Source organism: Exiguobacterium acetylicum (assembly GCF_022170825.1).
Lineage (GTDB): Bacteria > Bacillota > Bacilli > Exiguobacteriales > Exiguobacteriaceae > Exiguobacterium_A > Exiguobacterium_A acetylicum_B.
Genome location: NZ_CP081878.1, coordinates 1,461,828 through 1,483,641, shown reverse-complemented (window position 1 = coordinate 1,483,641; position 21,814 = coordinate 1,461,828). Strand labels below are relative to the sequence as shown.

General features: G+C 47.4%; 30 protein-coding genes. 17 read left to right on the top strand and 13 right to left on the bottom strand.

Going from position 1 to position 21,814, the window contains the following annotated elements; genetic code table 11:
- Window position 1: 1 nt before the first annotated feature.
- Both K6T22_RS07650 and K6T22_RS07645 read right to left on the bottom strand, forming a co-directional pair.
- Complete coding sequence (locus tag K6T22_RS07650) at window positions 2-1,129, bottom strand: MGDG synthase family glycosyltransferase (RefSeq protein WP_238239795.1); 1,128 nt, start codon at window positions 1,127-1,129, stop codon at window positions 2-4.
- A gap of 53 nt (window positions 1,130-1,182) precedes the next feature.
- Window positions 1,183-1,812 (bottom strand): DedA family protein, encoded by a 630-nt coding sequence (locus K6T22_RS07645; protein WP_238239794.1) that lies wholly within the window; start codon window positions 1,810-1,812, stop codon window positions 1,183-1,185.
- 215 nt (window positions 1,813-2,027) lie between these two features.
- Here K6T22_RS07645 and K6T22_RS07640 point away from each other — a divergent pair, with 215 nt between their 5' ends.
- From K6T22_RS07640 to K6T22_RS07625, 4 genes are all read left to right on the top strand, one after another.
- Window positions 2,028-2,570, top strand: coding sequence for a GNAT family N-acetyltransferase (locus tag K6T22_RS07640; RefSeq protein WP_238239793.1), 543 nt, complete (start codon window positions 2,028-2,030; stop codon window positions 2,568-2,570).
- Window positions 2,571-2,595: 25 nt separating this feature from the next.
- Window positions 2,596-3,399 carry a hypothetical protein gene (locus K6T22_RS07635; RefSeq protein ID WP_238239792.1) on the top strand — a complete coding sequence of 268 codons (804 nt, stop codon included), beginning with the start codon at window positions 2,596-2,598 and terminating at the stop codon, window positions 3,397-3,399.
- Complete coding sequence (locus tag K6T22_RS07630) at window positions 3,365-3,751, top strand: hypothetical protein (RefSeq protein ID WP_238239791.1); 387 nt, start codon at window positions 3,365-3,367, stop codon at window positions 3,749-3,751. Before K6T22_RS07635 ends, K6T22_RS07630 begins: the two co-directional genes overlap by 35 nt.
- 98 nt (window positions 3,752-3,849) lie before the next feature.
- A complete protein-coding gene (locus tag K6T22_RS07625) occupies window positions 3,850-4,131 on the top strand; it encodes a hypothetical protein (protein ID WP_238239789.1) in 282 nt (93 codons plus the stop codon).
- Window positions 4,132-4,188: 57 nt separating this feature from the next.
- On the opposite strand, the gene K6T22_RS07620 is transcribed toward K6T22_RS07625, so the two are convergent.
- Window positions 4,189-4,371: a hypothetical protein gene (locus K6T22_RS07620; protein WP_238239787.1), complete on the bottom strand. Its 183-nt coding sequence runs from the start codon at window positions 4,369-4,371 to the stop codon at window positions 4,189-4,191.
- A gap of 128 nt (window positions 4,372-4,499) precedes the next feature.
- Window positions 4,500-5,135, bottom strand: coding sequence for an NAD(P)-dependent oxidoreductase (locus K6T22_RS07615; RefSeq protein ID WP_238239785.1), 636 nt, complete (start codon window positions 5,133-5,135; stop codon window positions 4,500-4,502).
- Between the two features lie 163 nt (window positions 5,136-5,298).
- Here K6T22_RS07615 and K6T22_RS07610 point away from each other — a divergent pair, with 163 nt between their 5' ends.
- Window positions 5,299-5,730, top strand: coding sequence for an Rrf2 family transcriptional regulator (locus K6T22_RS07610; protein WP_238239784.1), 432 nt, complete (start codon window positions 5,299-5,301; stop codon window positions 5,728-5,730).
- Between the two features lie 17 nt (window positions 5,731-5,747).
- On the opposite strand, the gene K6T22_RS07605 is transcribed toward K6T22_RS07610, so the two are convergent.
- Entirely contained in the window at window positions 5,748-5,924 is a 177-nt protein-coding gene (locus K6T22_RS07605; protein WP_238239783.1) for a hypothetical protein, read from the bottom strand.
- 86 nt (window positions 5,925-6,010) lie between these two features.
- On the opposite strand from K6T22_RS07605, the gene K6T22_RS07600 reads away from it, so the two are divergent.
- Window positions 6,011-6,871 carry a phosphotransferase family protein gene (locus K6T22_RS07600; RefSeq protein WP_238239782.1) on the top strand — a complete coding sequence of 287 codons (861 nt, stop codon included), beginning with the start codon at window positions 6,011-6,013 and terminating at the stop codon, window positions 6,869-6,871.
- A 14-nt stretch (window positions 6,872-6,885) separates the two neighbouring features.
- Here K6T22_RS07600 and K6T22_RS07595 read toward each other — a convergent pair whose 3' ends face one another.
- Both K6T22_RS07595 and arr read right to left on the bottom strand, forming a co-directional pair.
- Complete coding sequence (locus K6T22_RS07595) at window positions 6,886-7,404, bottom strand: hypothetical protein (RefSeq protein WP_238239781.1); 519 nt, start codon at window positions 7,402-7,404, stop codon at window positions 6,886-6,888.
- A 16-nt stretch (window positions 7,405-7,420) separates the two neighbouring features.
- Entirely contained in the window at window positions 7,421-7,822 is a 402-nt protein-coding gene (gene arr / locus K6T22_RS07590) for an NAD(+)--rifampin ADP-ribosyltransferase (RefSeq protein ID WP_238239780.1), read from the bottom strand.
- 203 nt (window positions 7,823-8,025) lie between these two features.
- Here arr and K6T22_RS07585 point away from each other — a divergent pair, with 203 nt between their 5' ends.
- From K6T22_RS07585 to K6T22_RS07565, 5 genes are all read left to right on the top strand, one after another.
- Complete coding sequence (locus K6T22_RS07585; RefSeq protein WP_238239778.1) at window positions 8,026-8,556, top strand: hypothetical protein; 531 nt, start codon at window positions 8,026-8,028, stop codon at window positions 8,554-8,556.
- A gap of 154 nt (window positions 8,557-8,710) precedes the next feature.
- Entirely contained in the window at window positions 8,711-9,130 is a 420-nt protein-coding gene (locus K6T22_RS07580; RefSeq protein ID WP_238239776.1) for a MarR family winged helix-turn-helix transcriptional regulator, read from the top strand.
- Between the two features lie 19 nt (window positions 9,131-9,149).
- Window positions 9,150-9,572, top strand: a complete 423-nt coding sequence (locus K6T22_RS07575) for a MarR family winged helix-turn-helix transcriptional regulator (RefSeq protein ID WP_238239775.1) — start codon at window positions 9,150-9,152, stop codon at window positions 9,570-9,572.
- Between the two features lie 85 nt (window positions 9,573-9,657).
- Complete coding sequence (locus K6T22_RS07570) at window positions 9,658-10,419, top strand: hypothetical protein (RefSeq protein ID WP_238239774.1); 762 nt, start codon at window positions 9,658-9,660, stop codon at window positions 10,417-10,419.
- 227 nt (window positions 10,420-10,646) lie between these two features.
- The gene (locus tag K6T22_RS07565; protein ID WP_238239772.1) at window positions 10,647-11,045 is read left to right on the top strand and encodes a PH domain-containing protein; all 399 of its coding nucleotides are present in this window, start codon (window positions 10,647-10,649) and stop codon (window positions 11,043-11,045) included.
- Window positions 11,046-11,150: 105 nt separating this feature from the next.
- Here the strand turns inward: K6T22_RS07565 and K6T22_RS07560 are convergent, their stop codons facing one another.
- Window positions 11,151-12,227, bottom strand: a complete 1,077-nt coding sequence (locus K6T22_RS07560; RefSeq protein ID WP_238239771.1) for an RNA-guided endonuclease InsQ/TnpB family protein — start codon at window positions 12,225-12,227, stop codon at window positions 11,151-11,153.
- Window positions 12,228-12,367: 140 nt separating this feature from the next.
- Here K6T22_RS07560 and K6T22_RS07555 point away from each other — a divergent pair, with 140 nt between their 5' ends.
- Window positions 12,368-12,568, top strand: a complete 201-nt coding sequence (locus K6T22_RS07555) for a hypothetical protein (RefSeq protein WP_238239770.1) — start codon at window positions 12,368-12,370, stop codon at window positions 12,566-12,568.
- Window positions 12,537-13,997 carry a PH domain-containing protein gene (locus K6T22_RS07550; protein WP_238239769.1) on the top strand — a complete coding sequence of 487 codons (1,461 nt, stop codon included), beginning with the start codon at window positions 12,537-12,539 and terminating at the stop codon, window positions 13,995-13,997. Before K6T22_RS07555 ends, K6T22_RS07550 begins: the two co-directional genes overlap by 32 nt.
- A gap of 70 nt (window positions 13,998-14,067) precedes the next feature.
- Here the strand turns inward: K6T22_RS07550 and K6T22_RS07545 are convergent, their stop codons facing one another.
- From K6T22_RS07545 to K6T22_RS07535, 3 genes are read right to left on the bottom strand one after another with little or no spacing between them, the layout of a single operon-like run.
- Window positions 14,068-14,859 (bottom strand): ABC transporter permease, encoded by a 792-nt coding sequence (locus K6T22_RS07545; protein ID WP_238239768.1) that lies wholly within the window; start codon window positions 14,857-14,859, stop codon window positions 14,068-14,070.
- The gene (locus K6T22_RS07540; RefSeq protein WP_238239767.1) at window positions 14,856-15,650 is read right to left on the bottom strand and encodes an ABC transporter permease; all 795 of its coding nucleotides are present in this window, start codon (window positions 15,648-15,650) and stop codon (window positions 14,856-14,858) included. The genes K6T22_RS07545 and K6T22_RS07540 overlap by 4 nt, the downstream gene beginning before the upstream one ends.
- Window positions 15,647-16,651 (bottom strand): ABC transporter ATP-binding protein, encoded by a 1,005-nt coding sequence (locus tag K6T22_RS07535; protein ID WP_238239766.1) that lies wholly within the window; start codon window positions 16,649-16,651, stop codon window positions 15,647-15,649. Before K6T22_RS07535 ends, K6T22_RS07540 begins: the two co-directional genes overlap by 4 nt.
- Window positions 16,652-16,793: 142 nt before the next feature.
- Here K6T22_RS07535 and K6T22_RS07530 point away from each other — a divergent pair, with 142 nt between their 5' ends.
- From K6T22_RS07530 to K6T22_RS07520, 3 genes are all read left to right on the top strand, one after another.
- Window positions 16,794-17,177 (top strand): hypothetical protein, encoded by a 384-nt coding sequence (locus K6T22_RS07530; RefSeq protein ID WP_238239765.1) that lies wholly within the window; start codon window positions 16,794-16,796, stop codon window positions 17,175-17,177.
- A gap of 157 nt (window positions 17,178-17,334) precedes the next feature.
- Window positions 17,335-18,420 carry a GGDEF domain-containing protein gene (locus K6T22_RS07525; RefSeq protein WP_238239763.1) on the top strand — a complete coding sequence of 362 codons (1,086 nt, stop codon included), beginning with the start codon at window positions 17,335-17,337 and terminating at the stop codon, window positions 18,418-18,420.
- A 66-nt stretch (window positions 18,421-18,486) separates the two neighbouring features.
- Window positions 18,487-19,098 (top strand): YdeI/OmpD-associated family protein, encoded by a 612-nt coding sequence (locus K6T22_RS07520; protein ID WP_238239761.1) that lies wholly within the window; start codon window positions 18,487-18,489, stop codon window positions 19,096-19,098.
- Here K6T22_RS07520 and K6T22_RS07515 read toward each other — a convergent pair.
- Window positions 19,087-19,977 (bottom strand): ABC transporter ATP-binding protein, encoded by an 891-nt coding sequence (locus K6T22_RS07515; RefSeq protein WP_238239759.1) that lies wholly within the window; start codon window positions 19,975-19,977, stop codon window positions 19,087-19,089. The two genes, K6T22_RS07520 and K6T22_RS07515, sit on opposite strands and share 12 nt — an antisense overlap.
- Before the next feature lies 1 nt (window position 19,978).
- Window positions 19,979-20,662, bottom strand: a complete 684-nt coding sequence (locus K6T22_RS07510; RefSeq protein WP_238239758.1) for an ABC transporter permease subunit — start codon at window positions 20,660-20,662, stop codon at window positions 19,979-19,981.
- A gap of 249 nt (window positions 20,663-20,911) precedes the next feature.
- Between K6T22_RS07510 and K6T22_RS07505 the strand changes: the two genes are divergently transcribed.
- The gene (locus tag K6T22_RS07505) at window positions 20,912-21,772 is read left to right on the top strand and encodes an alpha/beta fold hydrolase (protein WP_238239757.1); all 861 of its coding nucleotides are present in this window, start codon (window positions 20,912-20,914) and stop codon (window positions 21,770-21,772) included.
- Window positions 21,773-21,814: the final 42 nt, after the last annotated feature.

The following is a 21,814-nucleotide window of genomic DNA, read 5'->3' as shown; positions in this document are numbered from 1 at the left end:
TTTATCCGTTTACTTGACGTCGGCTATCTTTCAGACAGCCTGCAATCCGTTCCTCAAAAAATCGTCGATCGGCAATGACTTGCTCACTTTGATACTGAGAGATCGCTTGTTGCCATTGGTGCATGACGCTCGGGTTCTCAAGCGTTCGACGAATGACGTCAGCCAGTGTATCCGTTTGATCGAACGAAAACGCAAGTCCTTTCTCTAGTAAATAGGTACGGTTTATCTCTTCTTGCCCTGGTAGGACGTGTTGCATGAAAAGCGGCACCCGTTTTTCGAATGCTTCACTGACCGTCACGCCACCAGGCTTCGTGACGATCGCATCCATCCGTTCATACAGCTGATTCATCTCATCGCGTGAATCGATATAGGCGAGTGGATGGATGTGCGCATGTTGCTGTGACGACAATCGTTTGTACAATGAGCGATTATTACCACACAAGACGTAAAAGTCGGCTTCCGTACAGTGCTCGATTTGCGTCAGTAACGTCTCCAGTTGTCCAAGCCCACCGTTTCCGCCGGCGACGAGAATTTGTTTACGGGACTGGGGCGACCGGAAGATTGATCCACCACGGATCGCCGGATGTACGGCAATTCCCGTCACGAACAAGCGCTCTTCTGGCACAGCGTGTTGTTTCAGCAACTCTTGTTTTGCCTCGCGATTTGGTAATAAATGATACTCGATATGCCTCTTTCCCCAGACCCGACTGACGAACAGGTCCGTATACGCATTGATGACCGGTACGTCACACAAGTTTCGTTCCTTCAATTGATTCAACAGATAGGACGGAAACGCATGCGTACAGATGATGACATCCGGCTGCTCCGCCCGAATGATCCGTAACATTTGTTGTTGGAAATAATGCGACGTCCATCCTGTCGATTTTTCGTTGCTAGAGCGTCCCGCGATATGGCGATGATAAAAACGACTATAGCCATTTGAGAAATGGCGAATCCAGTTCAGATAAAACTTCGACGTCACCCATTCCGCGAACGGACTGATCGTACTGAGTAACTCCACTTCCTTGACTTCAACGCCAGGTCCCTGCAATCGTTCTGCGATTGCTTCAGCGACAAGGTGATGACCGGATCGCATCCTTAAAAAAGGAAAGATCACTATTTTTTGCATCGTCTGTCCACTCCTTCAAACTATCCCGGTGATTCTTCAAAAAGAAGTATCGCTTAGTTTTCTTTTCCCGCTTGGTTTTTTCCTGAAACGACGCGTTTTTCGAGTCGTTTACGTTTGAGCCATTTCACGAGCACACCTAAGAGGAAGAGCACAAGTAAGGCAAATCCGAAATAAGGCACGACTTCCGGCTTGATATGAAACGTCTTGCCGGCAAAGTGACCGAGTAAGACGAAAGGAACAACCCACAGAGCAGATCCAAGTGCCGATACCCAGAAGTATCGACCAAACGGAATCCGTTTCATCCCCGCAAAATACGGATTGATCTGTCGCACCCCTGGAATATAGAGACCGGCGATGATCGTCCGATTAATCCGCCCCATGTAGCCATTTGACACCCGTTCCCAGCGTTCCTTCGTCAATCCGATGAAACGACCGTACCGTAAAACGGTCGGTCCAAAGAAACGTCCTGCGCCATATGCCGTTAACATCCCAACGAATGTTCCCGCGTACGCTGTCAAGATCGAATAGATCAATCGCTCTTCGTTCTGTCCACTTAAGATACCGATCAAGACGAGTAGTGATTCTTCCGGTGCCGGAATCCCGACGATGCCAAAAAATAAAAAAATGAAAATAACGCCATATCCATAGGCATCGAGATACTGGTTGACCGTATCCATGTTCATGTTGTCACGTCCTCTACTGCTGTCTCGTTGTACTATTTCACCCGCTACTGAAACTATGTATTCGTTTCTGTTGATTCATTTCCTTTTTCAGAAAAATTATAACCTATTTCGAGTGAAAATTGACCTGTTCTTTCATCTCTCCTCGTGACAGTTCTCATTTTTTAGGAGATGATGAATTGACTAACGTATATCAAAAGAACAGGAGGAGAAACACAGTGAACGAGAACGAACGACTAACGATTCAACAACTCTCGTCCGAGAGCATTCCGCTTGTCAACGATGCCAACGATGCGTTCCCGATCATCGGACGCATCGTTCCGCAGTTCTCCGGTACCACGTGGTCGTACACGGAAGAACTTTATGAAACAGCTACTAAAACCCGTTTTCCGAACGATCGACTCGACTGGGCGACGTATATCGAAAACGAGAACCGAATTGTTCTGCTCGCCTTTTCCGGTGCTTCTTGCATTGGACAGATTCGTCTCGTTCGTGACTGGAATCGTTTTGCCTATATCGAGAACATCGCTGTCAAACAAGCGTTTCGTAAACATGGCGTCGGGCACCAACTGCTCGCCGCTGCGACGAACTGGGCACAGCAGCACGAGTTGATCGGTCTGTCACTCGAAGCACAGGACGATAATTTGATTGCTTGCCGCTTTTACGTGCGAGAAGGCTTCGTACTTGGTGGTGCCGATAGCTTAAAACAACATGCCAACCCACAGATTAATCTAACGCTGTATTGGTACAAATTATTCTGATCGTCAGCCGGAAAGGACTTGTTTCATGATGTCTATCGTAAAGAACAGTTTCATTACCACGATCTTGTTTGCTTTCTTCTATTCACTCATTGCCGGACTTGAGATGGGGGATCCGGTGAAATACGGTACTTCGTTCATCGACTTCTTCATGATTGGTCTGCTGTTTGGCGGTCCTGTCATTCTGATCGGTGCCTTTCTAACGGATGGTCTTCCACGCGTCCTGTTCCGTTCAAATGTCTCATTCGTACAACGAGTCATTCTCAATCAAGTCGGTGCTTTATTTGCTAGTAGCGTCCTCTACCTGCTTATGCAACCTAATCCATTTTCGTTCTATCTTGTCTTGTTCTGTGCTGGTGTAGCCTTGATTTATCTCATCGTATCGGAGTCGGCGCGGAAGTATCCATCGTTCCTAACGCATCTGTTCGGATGGCTCGGTCGGATTGTCCTCAGCTTCTTTTTGTTTCTTCACTTGTTTGGATCGATGACGATGATGGTGCCATTTCTATCCCACACAGTGCAACTGGTCAATGAGCATTTGGACGCTGTTGCGCTTGTATTCGTCAGCGGTATCGTGATTGCTGACGTTGTCTTATCTATCCGCTTCGCGAAGCGTTCGCTGCCTTGGACGACACATCTCCTCGTTCATCAAGGGACCGTCTTCGTGTTCGCCGGCACGTCCCTTTTGTTCATCCCACTCCCTGCGCAATTGTTTATCGGAAACGCAGTCGCTGCTTTCTTATACGTGATGGTGACCCGTCTATTCATCGTCATGAAAACCGGAAAGGAGGAGCACCATGATCCGTCTGTCATTTCGCCTTCTGATGACTAATTGGATTTTTCTGATGCTCTATCAACATCTCCCGTACTCGCCACGACTCATGCCAGACACGGACGTCGGGTATTATCAAGGTATCTTTGAGACGTTGCTGTCGTTTGCGATTATCATCACGGTCGGTGGCATCTTGACGGACGCGGTTCGCCACTTCGGATTCCGCTCCCGTCCATTATCGTGGTCATCGCACCTGTTCCTGAATCAAGGCATCGCCTTATTACTTGGTGGGATCCTATTGATCGTGTTCGATGGTCTGTTTCAACCGCTTCTTTTTCAGGCGATTGCGAGTAGTGCCGCTTTCTTCTACTTTTTAATGACGCGCTTGACGTTATTATATAAAGAAGACTAGTCTGTTTGAAATCAGCCACATTCTTACATTTTTGTTAGGTATGAAAGACGATCTAGGCTCTATACTGAATGTATCGCTCATTAAAGGAGACATGCCGCATGTTTCGTCAAAAATCGCTTCTGTACTTACTGATTTTATTGTCCTTCGGCTTCGCCTTCGATACGATCACTGGATCGTCTCTCATTCCGTTCGTCGAACCCCTTCATCAATTGATTGCCTCACTTGCGTTGACGATCACTACCGCCTGTTTGACCCTGTTCTTTATGTTCTACCACGGCGTTCGTCCGCACCTTGAATTACTGATCGTCCTCCCCTTTTTGATTTTGACGAGCGGCATCACGTTCCTCTTCGTCTTCTTAAGTGCAATGACGGTCATTTAACGTCACTAAAAGCCCGTCTCCTTCAAGGAGACGGGCTTTTAAGTCGGAATATGTACATCATGGTGTAGTGTGAAGATCCAGCAACGGATCGGTTTCACTCGGCCAATTGATCTGTCCTGCATAATGATCCTCAATCGTTGCGACCGGTTCTGAACGCTCGAATCGGGATGGTTGCGTAGACGTCGTACAGACGATCAAGACCGCTAACAGACTGATGATACTAAAGCATCGTCGCATCATGGTTTGAGCTCCTTTAATTGTTTCTACCTTCATTTTAGTTGAACACCATTACTGCGCCATCCGTCCTCCGCTGTATCTCGTACTCCGTCCATCAAAAAAGACCGACTACGTAAGTCGGTCTGTCACCATCATCCTTGTTCGCCAACGACCGAGAACCGTTCGTTGAAGTGTTTCCCGTTTTCAAGCTCATCCACTACAGCAATCGCGTAATCCGCGTAACTGATGTAACTCTCGCCTTTTGCGTTTAGAATCATCTGCTCGCCACCGACTGTATACGCTCCTGTTCGTTGACCGCTTGGGTCAAAGAATCCAGCCGGACTGAGATACGTCCATGTTACATCTTGCTGCCCTTGCAGTTCGATCAAGTTTTTCCCCATGTTCGAAGCTGTCGGATAATACGCTTCTGGGAAATCTGGTGTTTCCATGACGCGTACTGTCTGATCCGCATCAACGAACAGACTTCCCGCACCGCCAACGACAAACAGGCGCGTCTTGCTTCCTGCTAATACGTTGATCAAATGACGACCGACTTCGATGTGTTTCGTTTCCTCACCTGGTGCCGCATTGAACGCGTTGACGATCACGTCAAATCCATTCAGATCATCTTTCGTCAGCGCTAAGACATCACGCTCGAGAATCGTGACGTCTGCCGTCACTTTTGCCGCGTTACGGACGATCGCCGTGACGTCGTGTCCGCGTTCGATTGCTTCTTGTAAGATCAGTTGACCCGCTTTCCCTGTAGCTCCAATGATTCCGATGTTCATGATGATTCCTCCTTTTGATATGTAACTAATTTGATTACATGTAACCAATATAGTTACAAATAGATTTTTTGTCAACTTCAATGCTCTTATTCCCCGTTTCTTGCCAAATGAACGATACGACGTATAATGAGAGAACAATGTTTTTATAAAGGAGGGTCATCCGTTGGCCATCAGTACACGTTTTTCAGTCGGTATCCATATTCTCTCGTTGATCGCGACTGACGAGAAGATGACGTCCGACTTGATCGCCGGTAGTGTCAATACGAATCCGGTCGTCATTCGTAAAATCATGGGGATGTTGAAAAAAGCCGACTTGATCGAGGTTCGCCCGGGTGTTGCCGGAGCACGACTCGCTCGTCCGTTATCTCGCATCACACTACTTGATGTCTACCACGCCGTCGCTGTCGTTCCGGATAAGGAACTGTTCGGCGTCCATGCAACACCAAACCCAGACTGTCCGGTTGGACGAAACATCCAATCGACGGTGACACCAATCTTTGAGCTCGCGCAATCCGCGCTTGAGAAGGTGCTCTCTCACGTCACACTTGATGATATCGTTAGCGAAATCGAACAAAAAGAAGCATCGTCCTCGTAAGGATGATGCTTCTTTCATTACATGAACCACCGATAGAACAGGTACCCACCACCGAGAACGACGAGCACCGCGAGCATCTCAAGACCGCGCATCCCGTCGTTTTGTCCACGGGGTACGGCACTACCTAGACCTTGATCGACACCATCGCGGAGATGATCGAGTATTGGTTTCTTCTCTTGTTTGAAGCGAGACATTGAAACGCCCCCTTTTTACATATTGTACCACTTAATCCTTCTCTTGTAAGATGAAAGAAGTAAATAAAAAAGGAGTTCGGTGCTTGATGTCTGAATTGAATTGGTCACACTATGTTTCAAGTGATTCTCCCATTACGGCTCGTCGTCTAACTGGTGGGTATACGAATGATGTCTACCTGATTGAATCGGATTCGTTTCAACAAGTCGCAAAAATCGGAGCTCAGCGCTCGATTATGACCGAAGCGAATGTACTTCACCTGTTACACGAGGCGTCAATTGTTCCAAATGTATTGAAAGTCGTTGATTTAAATCCAGCTTGTTTACTGTTGATCGAGTATCGAACAGGTCAACCGATGCAACAGCTGATTACACAAATGAAGGACGATGAGATCGAAATCCTATACGCTCGACTAGGAGAACTTCTGGCGACTTCGATTCATTCGATTGAAGATTCAACTCAATCATCACTTCCTATAACCCCAATTGCATGGACGGATTCTGTTTCCTTTGTCTCAAATAAGTGGATGGATGAGAGCCGTTCGTTAATTGAACGTTTTCCTGGCAAGTCCGAATATGTGTTATCACACGGCGATTTTGGAATTCATAATGGTTTGATCGATGAAAGGACTATTACCTTACTAGATTGGGAATGGGCATGTTTCAGTGACCCATTACTCGATATCGGCTGGATGTGCTGGTTTACTTCGTTCCATTATCCGACATCGAGTCAACCGTGGTTGGTCCGCTTTTTAGACGCTTATCAATCTGAACGTACATGTCTTCTCACTGTCGATCATCTACTAGCTGCAAACCTCGTTTCCATTTGGCGTATCTTACACAGACTTGAAAATGCGCCTCTCGATACGCAGCAAGAATGGACCAATCGTCTCGTCTTCACGCTATCAAAAGACTACCGGCGACAGCTCGAACGACTCGTCAACCGATGATGGGAGTGACGACGTCATACTTTGCTTCTGATCAACTCCATGCACCCCATCTTTTCAACTGTCAAAACATCCTGCTCGAAACGTTTGATGGATCGTTTCGACGCTTGGTCCTCTACTAAATTCGGATGACCGAAGCATACATTCAATATCGAATTAAGTTTCTCTGCGTCACCACCGATGAAATAGTGGGACAGATATGTGTTGTCTTCTGAAGCAATGACGACGAAGGTCGCCATATCGAGCACCCCTTCGACATTTTCTGCTGTCAGGAGTTTGTCTTTTGAGAACGTTCCTTTGAAGTCATAACTATTGACAGAGCTAATCTTTCCTTTCAGCAAATCTAGAATTGATTTCCGGTAGACACAATAGACTCCAACGATTGTTTCAACAGGCGGGATGAACGGATCTTCCATGATCGTAATCAATCGCTCGTCGTCTTGATCCAGGCGAATGGTATGCAAGTCATCGACTAGCAGCTGATCAATAGCGGTCACGGTCTTTGGCTTGATCGATTCATCGTCCTGTACAGACACGTTCTTTCCTCGTCTTTTAGTCAATGATCGTATCCTTCCCTTCTGCTCGTAATTGCTGAAGCGATGCTTTCATCGTCTCAATCTCCTCGTCCGTATGACGTTCCCACGTTCCGAGCTCGGCGATGATCTTCACCGGTTCAGTCGAACGATAGGACCGGGTCGGATTACCAGGGAACCGTTTATTCGTTAGATTCGGATCATCCTCATACGATCCAAGTGGTTCAACGAGATAAATGTGTTCTGGAGCGTCAGATCGTGCGAGCTCCGCCCCCCACTTCGCTGCATCGAGCGTTGCCGTGAAATAGACGTGCTCGAGCGGTTGCTCCCGAAAATTCGATGCATGTCCCGGCGTCAATACATCTCCGATTTGAAGAATAGCTTTTGTTCCGTGAAAAAACGGACCTTCGACTGTCTTCATCTGATCGCCTCCTAATGGATGAGTTACATTTAGTATAGAGAGAAGATGGCGTGAGGTGTAGTCTGTTTCAAAACGAAATTTCACGGTATACTTGTAACAAAGGAAGAGGATTTGTCGTCAGATTGTAACTCGTTTTTTGTCTACACGTCAGGCATGATGGGAATAGTCATTTTACATACACTTTAGGAGGTCATCCGTTCAACGTGAAGTTCTTTAAAGCTTTAGCGAAAACCGAAGAGGCTGTCTGGATTCCAGAAGCCGAGTGGCAAACCGTTTGTGAGCAAGAAGGACTGACCGTGCCGCATCACCCGCAGGAGCAAATCGTTGGTCTCGCGTACAACAATCAGCGGCAAGTCGTCGAAGTCACGCGTAATTTACGTCCGCCGGCACTCAGTTATTACGTCACGATCCTCGAACCACCAAATAATCGATCACTCATCTCAAAACGTTCGTTCTTGACCGTTCTCCATGAACGAACAGAGCGCACTTCCCTTACGGAGTACGGTACGTTTTGTCTACTTGAAATCAATGTCCGTGAGGAAGGACTTGGTGAACGAGGATTACTACTCGAAGCCTTGATCCACGACATCGAAAAGAAGTATACCCATTACGCGATTCGTGGTGATTATTCGACGATCACCTTACAAGGACGCGTCTCGGATCAATGTTTTACGAAATATGGATTCCGATTGACCGATTCGTATCTTACCTTATCGAATGGTGTTCCTTATTGAAAAGACCTGACAAGTTCAGGTCTTTTTTTGTATCGATTCTTCACAATGATGGGAAGTGATGGGTTTCCGCTCAAACTAGTAGCACTACATATTTTTAATATGGTATGGTAAAAGTAATTCATCAGCAGTACATTCTACATTTAAGAGGTTCCTCATGACTACAACGACAGAGACATATCCCATGGCATGCTGGCAGACGATTTCGACGTACCACAATCAACAAATCAAGCGCGTCAATGCATTCTTGAAACAATGGGATCTATCCCATACGAATCTTGAAGTATTACGTTGCCTACAAACGACCTCATGCACGAGCCAGAAGGAAATCGCTGAACGGATCCAAGTGACCGATGGAACGATTTCACACGGAATCAAACGACTGTTCGAGCGGCAATTGATCACCCGCAAGCGGAAATGGAAGACGAACTATCTTCTGTTGACGGACAAAGGAACAGCCATCTTGCAAGAAGTATTGCCCGCCTATGATCGTTTTCAACAAGAACAATTCAATGCCTTGACGGCTCGACAACAGGAAGAATTAATCCGTTTCTTTGATAAGCTCAATCCCGCATGACTGAAGAGGAGGAAAAAACATGACCTTCACATTCGAATCTTCGATGCAGCACTGGAACGCCATTCAGCGGATCCACGGCCGTTATTCGAAAGAAGTCAACGATGTATTGAAACCTAAAGGACTCTCGAAGTCCCAATTCGATTTACTGATGACGTTGTATCATCAGGAGAGTGCGACGCAGAAATCACTTGAACGAACGCTTGAGCTCTCAAGTGGTGCCATTTCGCAAACCGTAAAAAAACTCTTAGCAGAGCATCTCGTCATCCGAAAACGGATCAACCGAGAAAAGCGGATTCTGTTGACAGAGGATGGTGCAGCGCTCGTTCAACAATCAGCGCCTGAGATCGAAGAGATTGACGACCGTTATTTCCGTGCTTTTACATCTAAAGACCACGAAACGTTTGATCAATTGCTGCATAAGATGCAAAGCGATCATTTTTGATCGTATTTCCGGTAATCGCGGACGCTTTTTTCTCGAGGTGTCCGCGGTTATTACATAGAGACTCTTAAATGAAGGAGCAACAAAGATGACACATAGAGACGCATTATTAGAACGATTAGACACGATTGGGCAAACGATTGCACAAACAGATGATGCGCTTGTCCTGCTCGGACTCGGTTCTGTCGGTGAAGAACTCGAACGACTCGATGACTATTCGGACTTAGATTTTTTCGTCATCGCAAAACCCGGTAAAAAGGTTCGATTCATCGAACAACTCGACTGGTTAGAAAACGCACATCCTTTACAATTTCAATTTCAGAATACGAAGGATGGACATAAAGTCATGTTTGACGACGGCATCTATGGCGAATTTGCCATCTTTGAACTAGATGAACTACCTGAAATTGCGTTTTCCGCAGGGCGAATCGTTTGGAGCAATCCTACCTTCGTCGACTTTGAACGCTTAGTTCCGCAACCGCATAACAGTTCGAACGAACATCCATCGATTGATTACGCCATCCATGAAGCGCTGACGAACCTATATGTCGGGCTCTGTCGCGAAGCACGTGGCGAAACTTTATCAGCCTTTCGTTTGATTCAACAATTTGCTGTCGGTCAATTACTATACGTTTTATCAGCCTTTGAACAAGAGGAAGCGACATATGTTGATTCGTTTGCTCCGGAACGTCGGATTGAGCAGCGTTTTCCAGAAATGGTCAACCGATTCTCAGAGATGATGCCAGGCTATTCGCAAAATAAAACAGCCGCACTAGCAATTCTCGATTACATCGAACAGATTCATCCAGTCTCCCCTGCCATGTCAAACGCTATCCGTTCACTCGTCTGAATCGATGTCTCCTAAAAACACGTCCGGATATCCTGAGTTTTAGGACATTCGGACGTGTTTCGTTTATGATGAATCAACTTCAAAGAATCCATCATTACAGTTTTGAAAGGGGTAATTTTCCTGTTAGTGATAGGTTTACCCCCCCTATACATGATACCATTATTTTACACTATGATAATGAATCAAAGACGTATCTCTACAAAAAGTGTAGAAAGGAAGTCATGTAGATGTATGAATTAAAAGAACCTACTCAAACCATCTCGAAAGACGCAATCAAAGTATGGCGATTGACCGATGCGTTGGTTTCGACTGTCGTGTTAATCGCATTGATTGGTCTGCTGTTCGTCGATACGTACTATCAGTGGTCTAGTTGGATCGGGATCGTCCTTTACGTGTTGATTGCAGTGACGATCGTTTCCGCTTTGATTGAGTGCACCGTATTACCTGTTTACCGGCAAAAGACATGGCGTTATGAGATCGATGCTCAGTGCATTCAATTAAAGCACGGTGCTCTCATGCGTACACACCTGATCATTCCGATCGAAAAAATTTATTTCGTTAAGACATCACAAGGACCGCTCATTGACACTCCTACGGCTAAAGCCGCAAGCCCACACCGTTGGTGAGGGTGGGATTCTCAAGTGCTTGGCGGACTCAATCCATTTTTGCTTCGTCCGAGCCTTGAGGTAGGGGTGTGCCATCACCCCTCCTGAGACAGACCGTATAGGTTCTCAGGCTGATGGACTGTTACCATCCATCACAGGTGCGTATCGGATGTTCATCGCACCGACGGCGTCTCGATGTCCTTTAAACCCACAGGCACACGTGTAGACCCTATCCCTCACCTTGTTCCTGACGGAACAGGACGGGCAGGTCTGACTCGTATAAGCGGGGTCCACATACTCGACCTTGATGCCCGACAAAGCGGCCTTGTATTCGATGAAGGACGCGAGACGATAGAACGACCAAGAGTGGAGGTTCTGGTTGTTTTTACGGCTTGTTCTTGCCGTCTGCCGGATCTTCGCCAAGAGTTCGAGGCGAATGACAGAGATTTTCTTTTGGTTTGCGAAATCGACGATGGCTCGGCTGACCTTGTGGTCCTTGTCCCGCATCCACCGCTGTTCCTTCTGATTGCGTCGTTTGATAGCCTTCGGCTTCTTCTTTTTGCCGAGCGCCTTCCGTTCCGCACGGAACTTGCGTTTCATGTACTTGTTCTCACGACCGTTCCCAAAGAAACGGGTCGTGTCGTCGTCGGTGACGGCGACCGCCGGCACTTTCAGTCCGAGGTCAACCCCCATCACCCGCACCCCCGTCCGAGGGACAATCGGGACATGGACGGAAATCTGAGCAATCCACTTCCTTCCCTTCTTCGTGACCCTGAGCGTCCCGAGTTTGTTGGCAAGGAGTCGGGTATTCCGATTGTCCTTGTCAACCACGGCAGCACGGAATCGCATCTTCACGGACTTCCCGTCCATCCAAACGGGGAAGGAGATGCTCTCGAAGTCGAAGGAATAGTTCTGATTGTTCCAGACGCAGACCGGCTTTTTGAGGACTGGGATGCGTTTGAATGCTTCTTTCCTCGCTTTCTTGTAGATGCCGACGGCATCTCCTGCGAGTTGGTTCTTCACGGCGCTCGGAAGGGGGGCATCGATGTCCTTGCTCGACCACCTCTTCCCGTCCTCGGAGGCGACCATGTTCGCCACGACTCGGTTGGCGGTATGAATATAGGTCTTGCCCATCCTTTTTAGGATGGCATCCTGACGACGAGTGGCATAGACTCGAACTTCTACCGTGACGACTTGACTCATCTTTGACACCTCCTTCATCATAATAATTAACTCCATTATAGATTTACTATAAATGCATTTCATCAGGAAGAACAGTCGGGGACATGAGGTGTCTGAAGACACCCCGTCCCCGAACTCGCTATCATCCCACCCCTAAAGGAGTGGGCTTTCTCGCTTGTAAATTCTGTAAAAAGTACGGTCTTGCGACGGTCAAAATCGGTACGATCGGTTACGTCCATGACATTCCGTCTTTACCGCTTGCACAAGCAACGGAAATCACGCAACGAATCACTGCCTTATCGGATCGTACGTCACGAAAGGAGCCAGCTGATGCGACAGGAACCACCCATGACTTCCGTTAAGCTCCATCCTGCCTGGATTCCGTATCGCTTCGGCATTGCCACGAAAGAAGTTGTCTTCGTCGTTCTCATCATCTCTTTCTTGTTCCGCCGCTTATCCTTACCACTGTTCTCTTGGTATGGATACACGTTGCTCGGTAGTTTCATTCTCATGCGCCTAATCGGTCTCGTGTTGCAATGGAAACACTTTACATATCAACTTAAGAAGCAAGAGCTACTGATTGAAAAAGGAGCGTTCATGACGGAAAAAAAGCAGATTCCCTATGAACGGATCCAAGGGATCACGGAATACGAATCGTTGTTTCACCGCGTGACGGGTCTGACGTCACTCGTCATTGAGACCGGTTCAACGGATTCAGATGCCGACGTTCGTCTCGAGATGCTATCAAAACAAGAGGCAACGCAAATCAAGGAACAGATCGAGTCGATCGTTACACGACAGCATGATGCCGAGGCACTACCAGAAGTCGCAACGACCATGCTAGCGCAAAATCAAGAACAATACGCGATTCAATTCAAGGAGATTGCGCTGGCTTCATTGACGTCGCTTAGTCCGTTGTTCTTTTTCTTCCTTCTGTTTTCTGTTTATCGAGAATTAAGTCGTTTTCTTGAGCTCGATGATATCGTCAATTCAATCGTTACCTTCAGTACCCAATCTAACGTCATGAGCATTGCAATGATCGGACTCTTGATCATGCTTGCTCTCGGTTATGGTGTCTTTCGGAATTATCGCTTATACGCAGATTTTCGCATTGATGCAGATCAACGATTGATCCAAATTGAAAAAGGTTGGGAGAGCGTCACGCGCTTCTCGATTCCAAAAGACCGGATTCAAGCCTTGACGATGCGGAGTCGTTTCATCCATCAGTTACTCGGAATCAGTCAAGTCAAGATGATCAGTTCGATTGATCCTGAGCAACAAGACAAAAATACGTCCGCCGTCTTGTTTCCGTTCGTCCACCGTTCAAAAGCGCTCGACTTGATCCCGAAAATGTTACCTGATTTTAAAATGGCAACTCGGACGCTTACGATTCCTCGACAGGCAATCTTCGTCAAATTATGCCGAACTGCCTTGTTATGGGGTGTCATTCCGATTTGCCTGTGGATCATGTTCCCGAACTTACGTCTTCTTGCCGTGTTGATTTGCTTTACTGTCATCACGTCGCAATTCTTAAGTCGCCGCCTCAGTACATATACGACGAGTGCGACATTGCTGCACTTCCATCAAGGGGGACTCGCCCCTCTTACGTACTGGATGCGCCGTGATGGCATCGAACGACTCGAGCTGTCCGAGTCCTTTATGCAACAACGTCTCGGTCTTGCAACCGTCACCGTCACCTTACATGCGACGCCAGCAAAGGAAGTACGAATCATGGATGTTCCGATTGATTGGGCGAAGCAGTGTCAAAGATGGTATATCGAATTAAGCTAAGGAATGTTCTTTACGAAAAATGCCCAGTCCACGATGATTACCATGGACTGGGCATTCTTTTTGAAAAATATTAAGATCCCGTACTCGCAAATGCCTTTAGTCCGAACAACCAGAACCGATAAGCAATCAAACAGGCAATGATCGCGACGAGTGGAGTCGCAATAGCCATCACACTGTATCCTCTTTCGTCAAAGAAATACATCGCCGGATAAAAGGCGGTGAAGCCGAACGGGATGATGTAGGTCAAAACGAACATCAACACCTTCGAGTAGATCGTCATCGGATAACGGGCGAAGTCACTCAAGCTAAAGACCGCCGAGACGACCGGCAGACTATCGACCATCCAGAACGAAAACGTCGCAAAAAACAGGTTGATCGCGATGTAGAGTAGTCCGCTCGAAAGAACAAGCACAACTAACATCAAGAAATCACCGACGCTCCAGACCATGTCGAGATGATCGGAAGCAACATAGAGCACCCCACCACCAATCAACAGTTGACCGAACCCGTCTTGTTGAACCCGCTCAGCGATGATTTGAAACAGTGGATTGACCGGGCGCATCAGTAACCGATCCAGATTCCCAGTCCGGATGTACTGCCAGCCGATCGTCCAGAGGTTATCAAAGAAGATATGATGTAAGGCACGTCCTAGGAAAGCGATCCCGTAGATGAATAAGATTTCGTAAAAATCCCAACCGTTTAGCGTCTCGATATGTTGAAAAACGACCGACAGGAAAAAGAGTGACGCGAACTGTTGACCGAAGACCGATAACACACCGATCAGAAAATCAATCCGGTATTCCATCATGACTTTAAAGTGACTTTTTGCGTATAGCCAGTAAAGTTTTATGTATCGTTTCATCCGCCGAACACCGTCACTTTCCGGATCGCGAGCGCAAACGTGATCCGTAACAAGACGAAGAACCCGATCAACCAGCCGATTTGAATCAGTAACGCTTGAAGGATGCCGCTTGCATCAATCTCTCCCGTATAAATCGCGACTGGGACGTAAACGAGCGAAGCAAACGGTAAGTAAAGACTGATCGTCTGAAACCAGTCCGGAAACAACGTCAACGGAACGATTGCCCCCGACATGATCGTGATGACGGCGTCCTGTAAGACGGATAGTCCCCAAATGTTGACAGTATAAAAGGCGAAGATGCCAACGAGCAGGTCAATCAATGTCGCAAGTAAGACAGCAAACAGCACACTGCCGACGAAAGCGAGTCCAGCTAGCCACGACTGCGGTCGATCCACACCGATGAACAGGATCGAGACGAGGACAAGTGGCAAGATCGCGCGGAACAAAATCGAGACTTTTGACCCGATGTCTTGCGCGAGTAACTTATCAAGCAGATGATACGGACGAAGCAGCTCGATTGCGATCGCTCCCTGTTTGATCATTCGGGCGAGATCGCGTCCAGCACCGCCACGGAACTGATCGATCATCGTCGCGAGTATCGCGTAAGTCAGCATCGTCGACAGGGAGATGCCGGAGACATCGGTTTTATTCGCGTAAACGGCTTGCCAGAAGAAATAGAGAATGAACAGTCGCATCGTCACGCTGAACATGCTGGCCCAGTACCAAGCAGTGTAGGCAAGATCGACCTTGATTTGTGACCGCATCAACGCGGTATATTTTTGGATTCTCATGCGCTGATCCCCGCTTGGTACAGCTTGCGGATCAACGTCTCCATCTTCGGTACGGAAACGGAGACGTCCCGGACCGCGTACAGAGAGACGATCTCCTTGATGACTTGTCCACTCGACAATTCGCGGTCGTCGAACGCAAGCTCATACGTCAGTTCATCCGTCGTAAATAAGATTACGCGGTTGATCAACGCCGTAGGTAAAGTAAACGACACCGGTTCTTCGAGTGTAATCCGGAGCGTCCGCTCGTGGCTGAACGACTCCTTCAACTGATCAATCGTATCGTCATAGATGATGCTCCCGTCGTCAAGAACGATCACTCGGTCACAGACTTCCTCGATGTCCTGCATATCGTGCGTCGTCAAAATGACAGTCGTCCCCCAGCGATCACTCATCTCCCGAATGAAGTGACGGATCGTCTCCTTGATCTCGATATCAAGCCCGATCGTCGGTTCGTCGAGATAGACGACTTTTGGTCGATGCAGGAATGCTGCCGCTAGTTCGCAACGCATCTTTTGACCGAGCGACAGTTGCCGAACCGGCACGTCAAGGAGCGGAGCTAACTCTAGCTTCTCCTGGAACCACGCGAGCGTCTCGTCAAACTCTGACTTCGGCACCTGATAAATTTCCTTCAACAGCTCAAACGATTCTTGGACCGGAATGTCCCAGAACAGTTGTGTCCGCTGACCGAAGACGGCACCGATTTGTGATGCGTTCTTGACCCGGTCGGCATGTGGATCAAGTCCGAATACCCGAACGTTCCCCGCGTCCGGACGTAAGACACCCGCAAGCATCTTGATCGTCGTCGATTTTCCGGCACCATTGAAACCAATGTAGCCGACGCGCTCTCCTGCTTCAATCGTCAAATCAATCGCTTTGACTGCCTCTTTCGTCCGGTACGTCCTGTGAAACAGCGCCTTGATTGCCCCGCGTAGTCCTGGTTCCCGTTGTAGGATCTGATAGTGTTTCGTCAGTCCCGTTGCTTTGATGGCATATGGTTGCATCTGTTCTCCCCCTTTTTATGCAAACGTTTTCCGAAAAAGTAGTATACCAGAAAAATCCAAGATTCTTCCATCTCTTTTAAAAATTTTTCTCGATATTCTGACGAAGTCGCGTAATAATAGATGAAAAAGGAGTGGTCAGACCATGATCTTACGTCATATGACACATCGCCATCACATGAAATCCATCGTGACACGCAGCGGATTGTCGCCAGCATTCCAAGTCGACGCACCAGAAGGCTCGATTGCGTTTGAAGTCAATCCATCTAACGATGCCTATCGCCTTCATTTTTACCAATTGAAAACAGACTGGGCGGACGGTGACGTCGTGACGCTTGAATTCGTTGGGGAGCGGATGCAAGCTGCAGGATTCAACATTCTCCAACCGGAAGAAGATACACGCAGCCAACAGGCTGAACGATTAGGCTTGCCACTCGGGGAAATCGGTGCCTACGCATACATTCGCAATTTCGTCTCACTTGATTTTTTAACGGAATCGTCACGGGAACAGGTGTCAGAATATTATTAATTCCAAACATGTATTCTTTTGGATGCTTTTGAAAGATAGGGCAATTTTGATACATTCAGTCTACTTTTGGGTAAGATTAGTTTAGATAAATAAATTTTCATCAATTGAATCAATTTTTTGTAGTTATTTTTCGACACTCACGGAGAGGAACACGAACATGTGGCATACACTAAATCATCTCATCCTTAACATTTCCTTGCTCTTCTTTTTCGTGTTGATTTCGTTGTTTTTCTTTAAACGATTCCGATTTCATAACACGCTCGACAGTTGGCTGAAGAAAAATCTATTAGTACTGCTTCTTGCAACAGGTGCCGGCTACTGGGTCATCCTCAATGCCATCACCTATCAGGGATTTCGATTTGATTTATCAATCACATTGATCGTCATCGCCTTCATCTATGGCGGCATCAGTAGCGGCTTCATCACGACACTCGTCTTCGCTGCCCTCCAACTATTCGTTTTTCCGTCAACCGACATAATTTGGCTCGTTTTGACATACCTGATCGTCAGCATCATCGTGCTCTATTTACAAAACGAAGCACCTGACCGATTCATCTCGTTTCCAATCATTTTTGGTATCGCACTCATCCTCTGTTTACCATACGTCCATCACGTTCGACCGAATGACGTGACGGCGATGACGGTCTTTCTCATCGGCAATGGCTGTGCTGGTCTCCTGTTGCACAGCATTCTGCATCAAGTCCGGTGGCACTTCAATCAAGTCCGGATGCATCGTCGTCTCGCTTTGACGGATACGCTGACAGGTCTTGATAATCGGCGTCGTTTGGAAGAAACCGTCCAGCGTTATAAATCACAACAGATGAATTTTTCGATTATGATCATCGACGTCGATCATTTCAAACAGGTCAATGATACATACGGTCATGACCGGGGCGATCACATTCTCCGTCAAATCAGTTCCTTGCTCACGTCCTATTGTCCCCCTTCTTGTGTGCTCGGACGATTCGGTGGCGAGGAGTTCATGATGCTGTTACCGGAGCATTCTTTGACGGAGACGCGTCGACTCGCGGAACAAATCTGTCAAGCCAGCGCCAAACGGACGTACGAGTTATCCACGACGGAACCACTGAAAGTAACGTTATCGATCGGTGTGTCTCGACAAACCAGCCAACCGTCTGAGACGCATAATTTTCTGCAGACAATCCAGCAGGCCGATGCCGCCCTCTATCAAGCGAAAAAGAGCGGTCGAAATTGTGTCTTTCATCATGACCCGTTACGTTGAAGAAAAGTGAAATCCCCCCTCGTGTAACACTAAGGGGGGATTTCGATATGGAATGGAGGAACGACCATGGAAATCACGGACGTCTTACGGTTCACTAATCGCGAGGACTTTCGACAATGGTTATCGGAACACGCGGAATATAAGTCGTTTTGCTGGGTGATCCTCAGTCGAAAACAAGCCGCAGATGGTCTACTCTATCTTGATGCTGTCGAGGAGGCACTATGCTTCGGTTGGATCGACGGGATTGCGAAGAAAACCGAAGAAGGTGAGCTGGCGCAACGCTTTACACCGCGCCGCCCGAACAGTAACTGGACTGAATTGAACAAGGAACGTGTCCGTCGCTTGGAACGCCTCGGTTTGATGCAACCGTCTGGTCGACAGGTTTTACCGGATATGTCTCCTGATGCATTCGTCATTGATGAAGTAATTCAGGCACGTCTACAGGAAGATCCGATCGTTGATGAGAATTTTAACAATTTCCCGGAGCTCTATCGCCGCATCCGGATCGATACGATTCAAAGTGTGCGCAAAAATCCGGTTCTCTATGAAAAACGACTACAAACGCTAATCGAAAAAACGAAACAAAGCCAGATGTACGGTCAATGGAATGATGGTGGTCGTCTATTTGTTGAAAATCAATCGACAACGGAAGGGAGCCTCTTTCCTTCAGACGGCTAAGAAAATCTCTTCTAACGATTGGCGTTCGATGTGTACCTCAGACACTTTTATGTCTTGCTTCGCGAGCATGACGAGTAACTCCGGAATATCCTCTTCAGTCGGCAGATTGAGCCGTTTATATTCATCCGTTTGCGACAATTCATGAACGTCATTCGGAAGATGCGATGGCTCTAGCTGTGGAACGGTCCGAATGCGGATCTGAACTTCCTGCCCCATCGCTTCTTGCAACGATGCAACAGTTCCGCAGCGCACGATTCGTCCCTCCGCCATGATCGCGACACGATCACAAATCTTTTCAATCTCATTTAAGTTATGCGAGGTCAAAAAGATCGTCTTCCCGTCAGCTTTTAACGCGAACAACAGTCGCTGGATATCGATCGCGGACTCTGGATCAAGACCAGACGTCGGTTCGTCTAAAAAAAGCAATTCCGGATTTCCGACGAGTGCTTGTGCGATACTGATCTTCTTCTTCATCCCAAACGAGAAGCTCCCAATCTTCTGACGCTCCGTCCCGCTCAATCCGACCCGACCGAGTAAATCAAGGATCTCGTTTTTGCTGACGCGGACTCCGGATAATCCTGCCATATATTCAAGAAACGCACGTGCTGTCATGTCGTGATAGAGATTTGATGTATCCGGCATGACACCAATCCGGCGTTTGATCGCATCCAGTCGCTCAGCGGGTTCACCGAGGAGCGAGACGGTTCCAGCTGACGCTTGCGTGATCCCTGTCAGAATCTGAATCAATGTCGATTTCCCGGCACCGTTGCGGCCTAAAAAACCAAATATTTCTCCCTGCTCGACTGTCAGGTTAACCTCTCGTAAAACTTCTTTTGCACTGAACGATTTCTTCAATCCTCTTACTTCAATCGCATTCATGTTACAAATCCTTTCGTTTAAGCTTTAAGTAAGCAACCGTCAAGAACAGCCCGCTCCAGAACACAGGTAACAGCAGTTGAATGCCTGAGACGATGACGGCATGATACGGCAAGATGTATTGAAACGGTACCATGTACCATTTCTCCGAGAACGCTGACCATAAGCCGATGATCGGTACGATGATTCCGAAAAAGATGCCGAGAAACATCGTCAAACCAGGCTTCGTGATCATCGTCGATAAGAAGATATTAAAACTCGTGATGTAGATGATGACAATCAGGATCGTTACATAGTCCATCCAGAACAACTGCTTCGCGTAGAGTGAGACGATCAAGAAATTAATCGAAAGCGTTGCGCACCAGAAGAATAAGGATCCAAGAAACTTCTCCGTTATGATTCGGAAGCGTGATGTTTTCGTGACTAGTAAACGAATCGTCCGCGTCTCGATTTCACGGTTGATGATGTCATGCGATATCGCGGAGACGAACAGAAAACCGAAGAACAGAATGAAGAACTTAATGCTTGAAGTATAGACGGACGATTGATTGACGCCAGCGAGCAGTTCCGGATGTCTCGTCAAATAAGACGCTGTAAAGACTGAGCTGATTGTCAGAAAGAGGATCAACAGAATCGCTTTGATGCTTTTAAAGCTGCTCGTGAATTCTTGTTTGAGGACCGGAAACATAGTCGACTCCTTTGGACGTATTTTTGATTAACGCAATCGTTCTTTCAACTTCGTAACAAGGACTCCGAGTCCATATAAGGTCACGGCCGTTAAGAGCATCGTGATGATTGTCTCCATTTGAATTCTCCTTTATGTAGGTGGCGTATCATCTGTTCTACGCTTGTCACGTCAGAAAGTTTCCTTATTTTTCAAATCCCGATATTTTCCTTATGGTACAGTGAAAGAAATGCTTTCTAAAGGAGTAATAAAATGAAACGTTACACGATTACCTGTCAGCATCAAGCCGTTCACATCACGGAATGGGGAACAGAAGACCTTCCGACGATCGTTTGCCTGCATGGACTCGGGAGTACGAGTCTCAGCTTCATCGAAATCGCAGAAGCACTCGCAAGCGAATTTCGTATCATCGCGCTCGACTTACCCGGTCACGGGAAAACACCAGCTTTTGCAGATCCCCTAGACTATCGTATGAAGCCGCTCACAGACTGGATCGGTGAAGTCCTAGACGAACTCGGTGTCCAACAGTTTTATGCCTTGTCACACTCATGGGGAAGTGTCCTCTCGCTCTATTATTTGATTGAACATGCTGATCGAGTGCTCGGTACGATTCTGATCGACGGCGGCTATCATAGTAAGCGGCTGTACGGGATGTCAGTCGAAGAGGAAGTCGCTTTTTATGAACGTGACTTCGAAGACTCTGTCGCGACATGGGACGAATTTTTAGACGTTGCCGTTTATGCTCCGAATGCGCGTCGCTCCCCTGCTCTAAACAAGGCGGGTATCGACTTGCTTCGTCTAGAAAACGGTCGTTATCACTGGCATGCGCGTGGAGAGACGGCTGCTGCGATCGTACGCGCACTTCACTACGATGATGTCCTTGATTTTCTAGCAGATATTCCGGCGTCACCTATTCAGCTATATGTCGCCACGTTACCGAAGGAACAAGCTCAAATCCGTCAACAGGCAACGAACCTGTTACACTATGTGACGAATGCGACGATCCATCTCGTTCCGGAAACTGGACATCTACTACACTGGGATCGACCCGACGTCATCATCGATGCGATTCGTCATCATTGGACACCTGGAAAAAGATTGTCTTCCGTTTGATAATTGGTTTATTATGGAATTAAAGTAAAAAGGAGGGGTTCA

Coding starts and splice junctions, on each gene's coding strand:
- K6T22_RS07620 (WP_238239787.1), bottom strand. CDS start 4,371: ATGATGCGACGATGCTTTAGTATCATCAGTCTGTTAGCGGTCTTGATC.
- K6T22_RS07535 (WP_238239766.1), bottom strand. CDS start 16,651: ATGCAACCATATGCCATCAAAGCAACGGGACTGACGAAACACTATCAG.
- K6T22_RS07575 (WP_238239775.1), top strand. CDS start 9,150: ATGACCTTCACATTCGAATCTTCGATGCAGCACTGGAACGCCATTCAG.
- K6T22_RS07560 (WP_238239771.1), bottom strand. CDS start 12,227: ATGAGTCAAGTCGTCACGGTAGAAGTTCGAGTCTATGCCACTCGTCGT.
- K6T22_RS07515 (WP_238239759.1), bottom strand. CDS start 19,977: ATGAATGCGATTGAAGTAAGAGGATTGAAGAAATCGTTCAGTGCAAAA.
- K6T22_RS07520 (WP_238239761.1), top strand. CDS start 18,487: ATGGAAATCACGGACGTCTTACGGTTCACTAATCGCGAGGACTTTCGA.
- K6T22_RS07545 (WP_238239768.1), bottom strand. CDS start 14,859: ATGAAACGATACATAAAACTTTACTGGCTATACGCAAAAAGTCACTTT.
- K6T22_RS07505 (WP_238239757.1), top strand. CDS start 20,912: ATGAAACGTTACACGATTACCTGTCAGCATCAAGCCGTTCACATCACG.
- K6T22_RS07530 (WP_238239765.1), top strand. CDS start 16,794: ATGATCTTACGTCATATGACACATCGCCATCACATGAAATCCATCGTG.
- K6T22_RS07650 (WP_238239795.1), bottom strand. CDS start 1,129: ATGCAAAAAATAGTGATCTTTCCTTTTTTAAGGATGCGATCCGGTCAT.
- K6T22_RS07540 (WP_238239767.1), bottom strand. CDS start 15,650: ATGAGAATCCAAAAATATACCGCGTTGATGCGGTCACAAATCAAGGTC.
- K6T22_RS07510 (WP_238239758.1), bottom strand. CDS start 20,662: ATGTTTCCGGTCCTCAAACAAGAATTCACGAGCAGCTTTAAAAGCATC.
- arr (WP_238239780.1), bottom strand. CDS start 7,822: ATGAAGACAGTCGAAGGTCCGTTTTTTCACGGAACAAAAGCTATTCTT.
- K6T22_RS07565 (WP_238239772.1), top strand. CDS start 10,647: ATGTATGAATTAAAAGAACCTACTCAAACCATCTCGAAAGACGCAATC.
- K6T22_RS07615 (WP_238239785.1), bottom strand. CDS start 5,135: ATGAACATCGGAATCATTGGAGCTACAGGGAAAGCGGGTCAACTGATC.
- K6T22_RS07630 (WP_238239791.1), top strand. CDS start 3,365: ATGATCCGTCTGTCATTTCGCCTTCTGATGACTAATTGGATTTTTCTG.
- K6T22_RS07525 (WP_238239763.1), top strand. CDS start 17,335: ATGTGGCATACACTAAATCATCTCATCCTTAACATTTCCTTGCTCTTC.
- K6T22_RS07550 (WP_238239769.1), top strand. CDS start 12,537: ATGCGACAGGAACCACCCATGACTTCCGTTAAGCTCCATCCTGCCTGG.
- K6T22_RS07570 (WP_238239774.1), top strand. CDS start 9,658: ATGACACATAGAGACGCATTATTAGAACGATTAGACACGATTGGGCAA.
- K6T22_RS07600 (WP_238239782.1), top strand. CDS start 6,011: ATGTCTGAATTGAATTGGTCACACTATGTTTCAAGTGATTCTCCCATT.
- K6T22_RS07625 (WP_238239789.1), top strand. CDS start 3,850: ATGTTTCGTCAAAAATCGCTTCTGTACTTACTGATTTTATTGTCCTTC.
- K6T22_RS07605 (WP_238239783.1), bottom strand. CDS start 5,924: ATGTCTCGCTTCAAACAAGAGAAGAAACCAATACTCGATCATCTCCGC.
- K6T22_RS07645 (WP_238239794.1), bottom strand. CDS start 1,812: ATGAACATGGATACGGTCAACCAGTATCTCGATGCCTATGGATATGGC.
- K6T22_RS07635 (WP_238239792.1), top strand. CDS start 2,596: ATGATGTCTATCGTAAAGAACAGTTTCATTACCACGATCTTGTTTGCT.
- K6T22_RS07580 (WP_238239776.1), top strand. CDS start 8,711: ATGACTACAACGACAGAGACATATCCCATGGCATGCTGGCAGACGATT.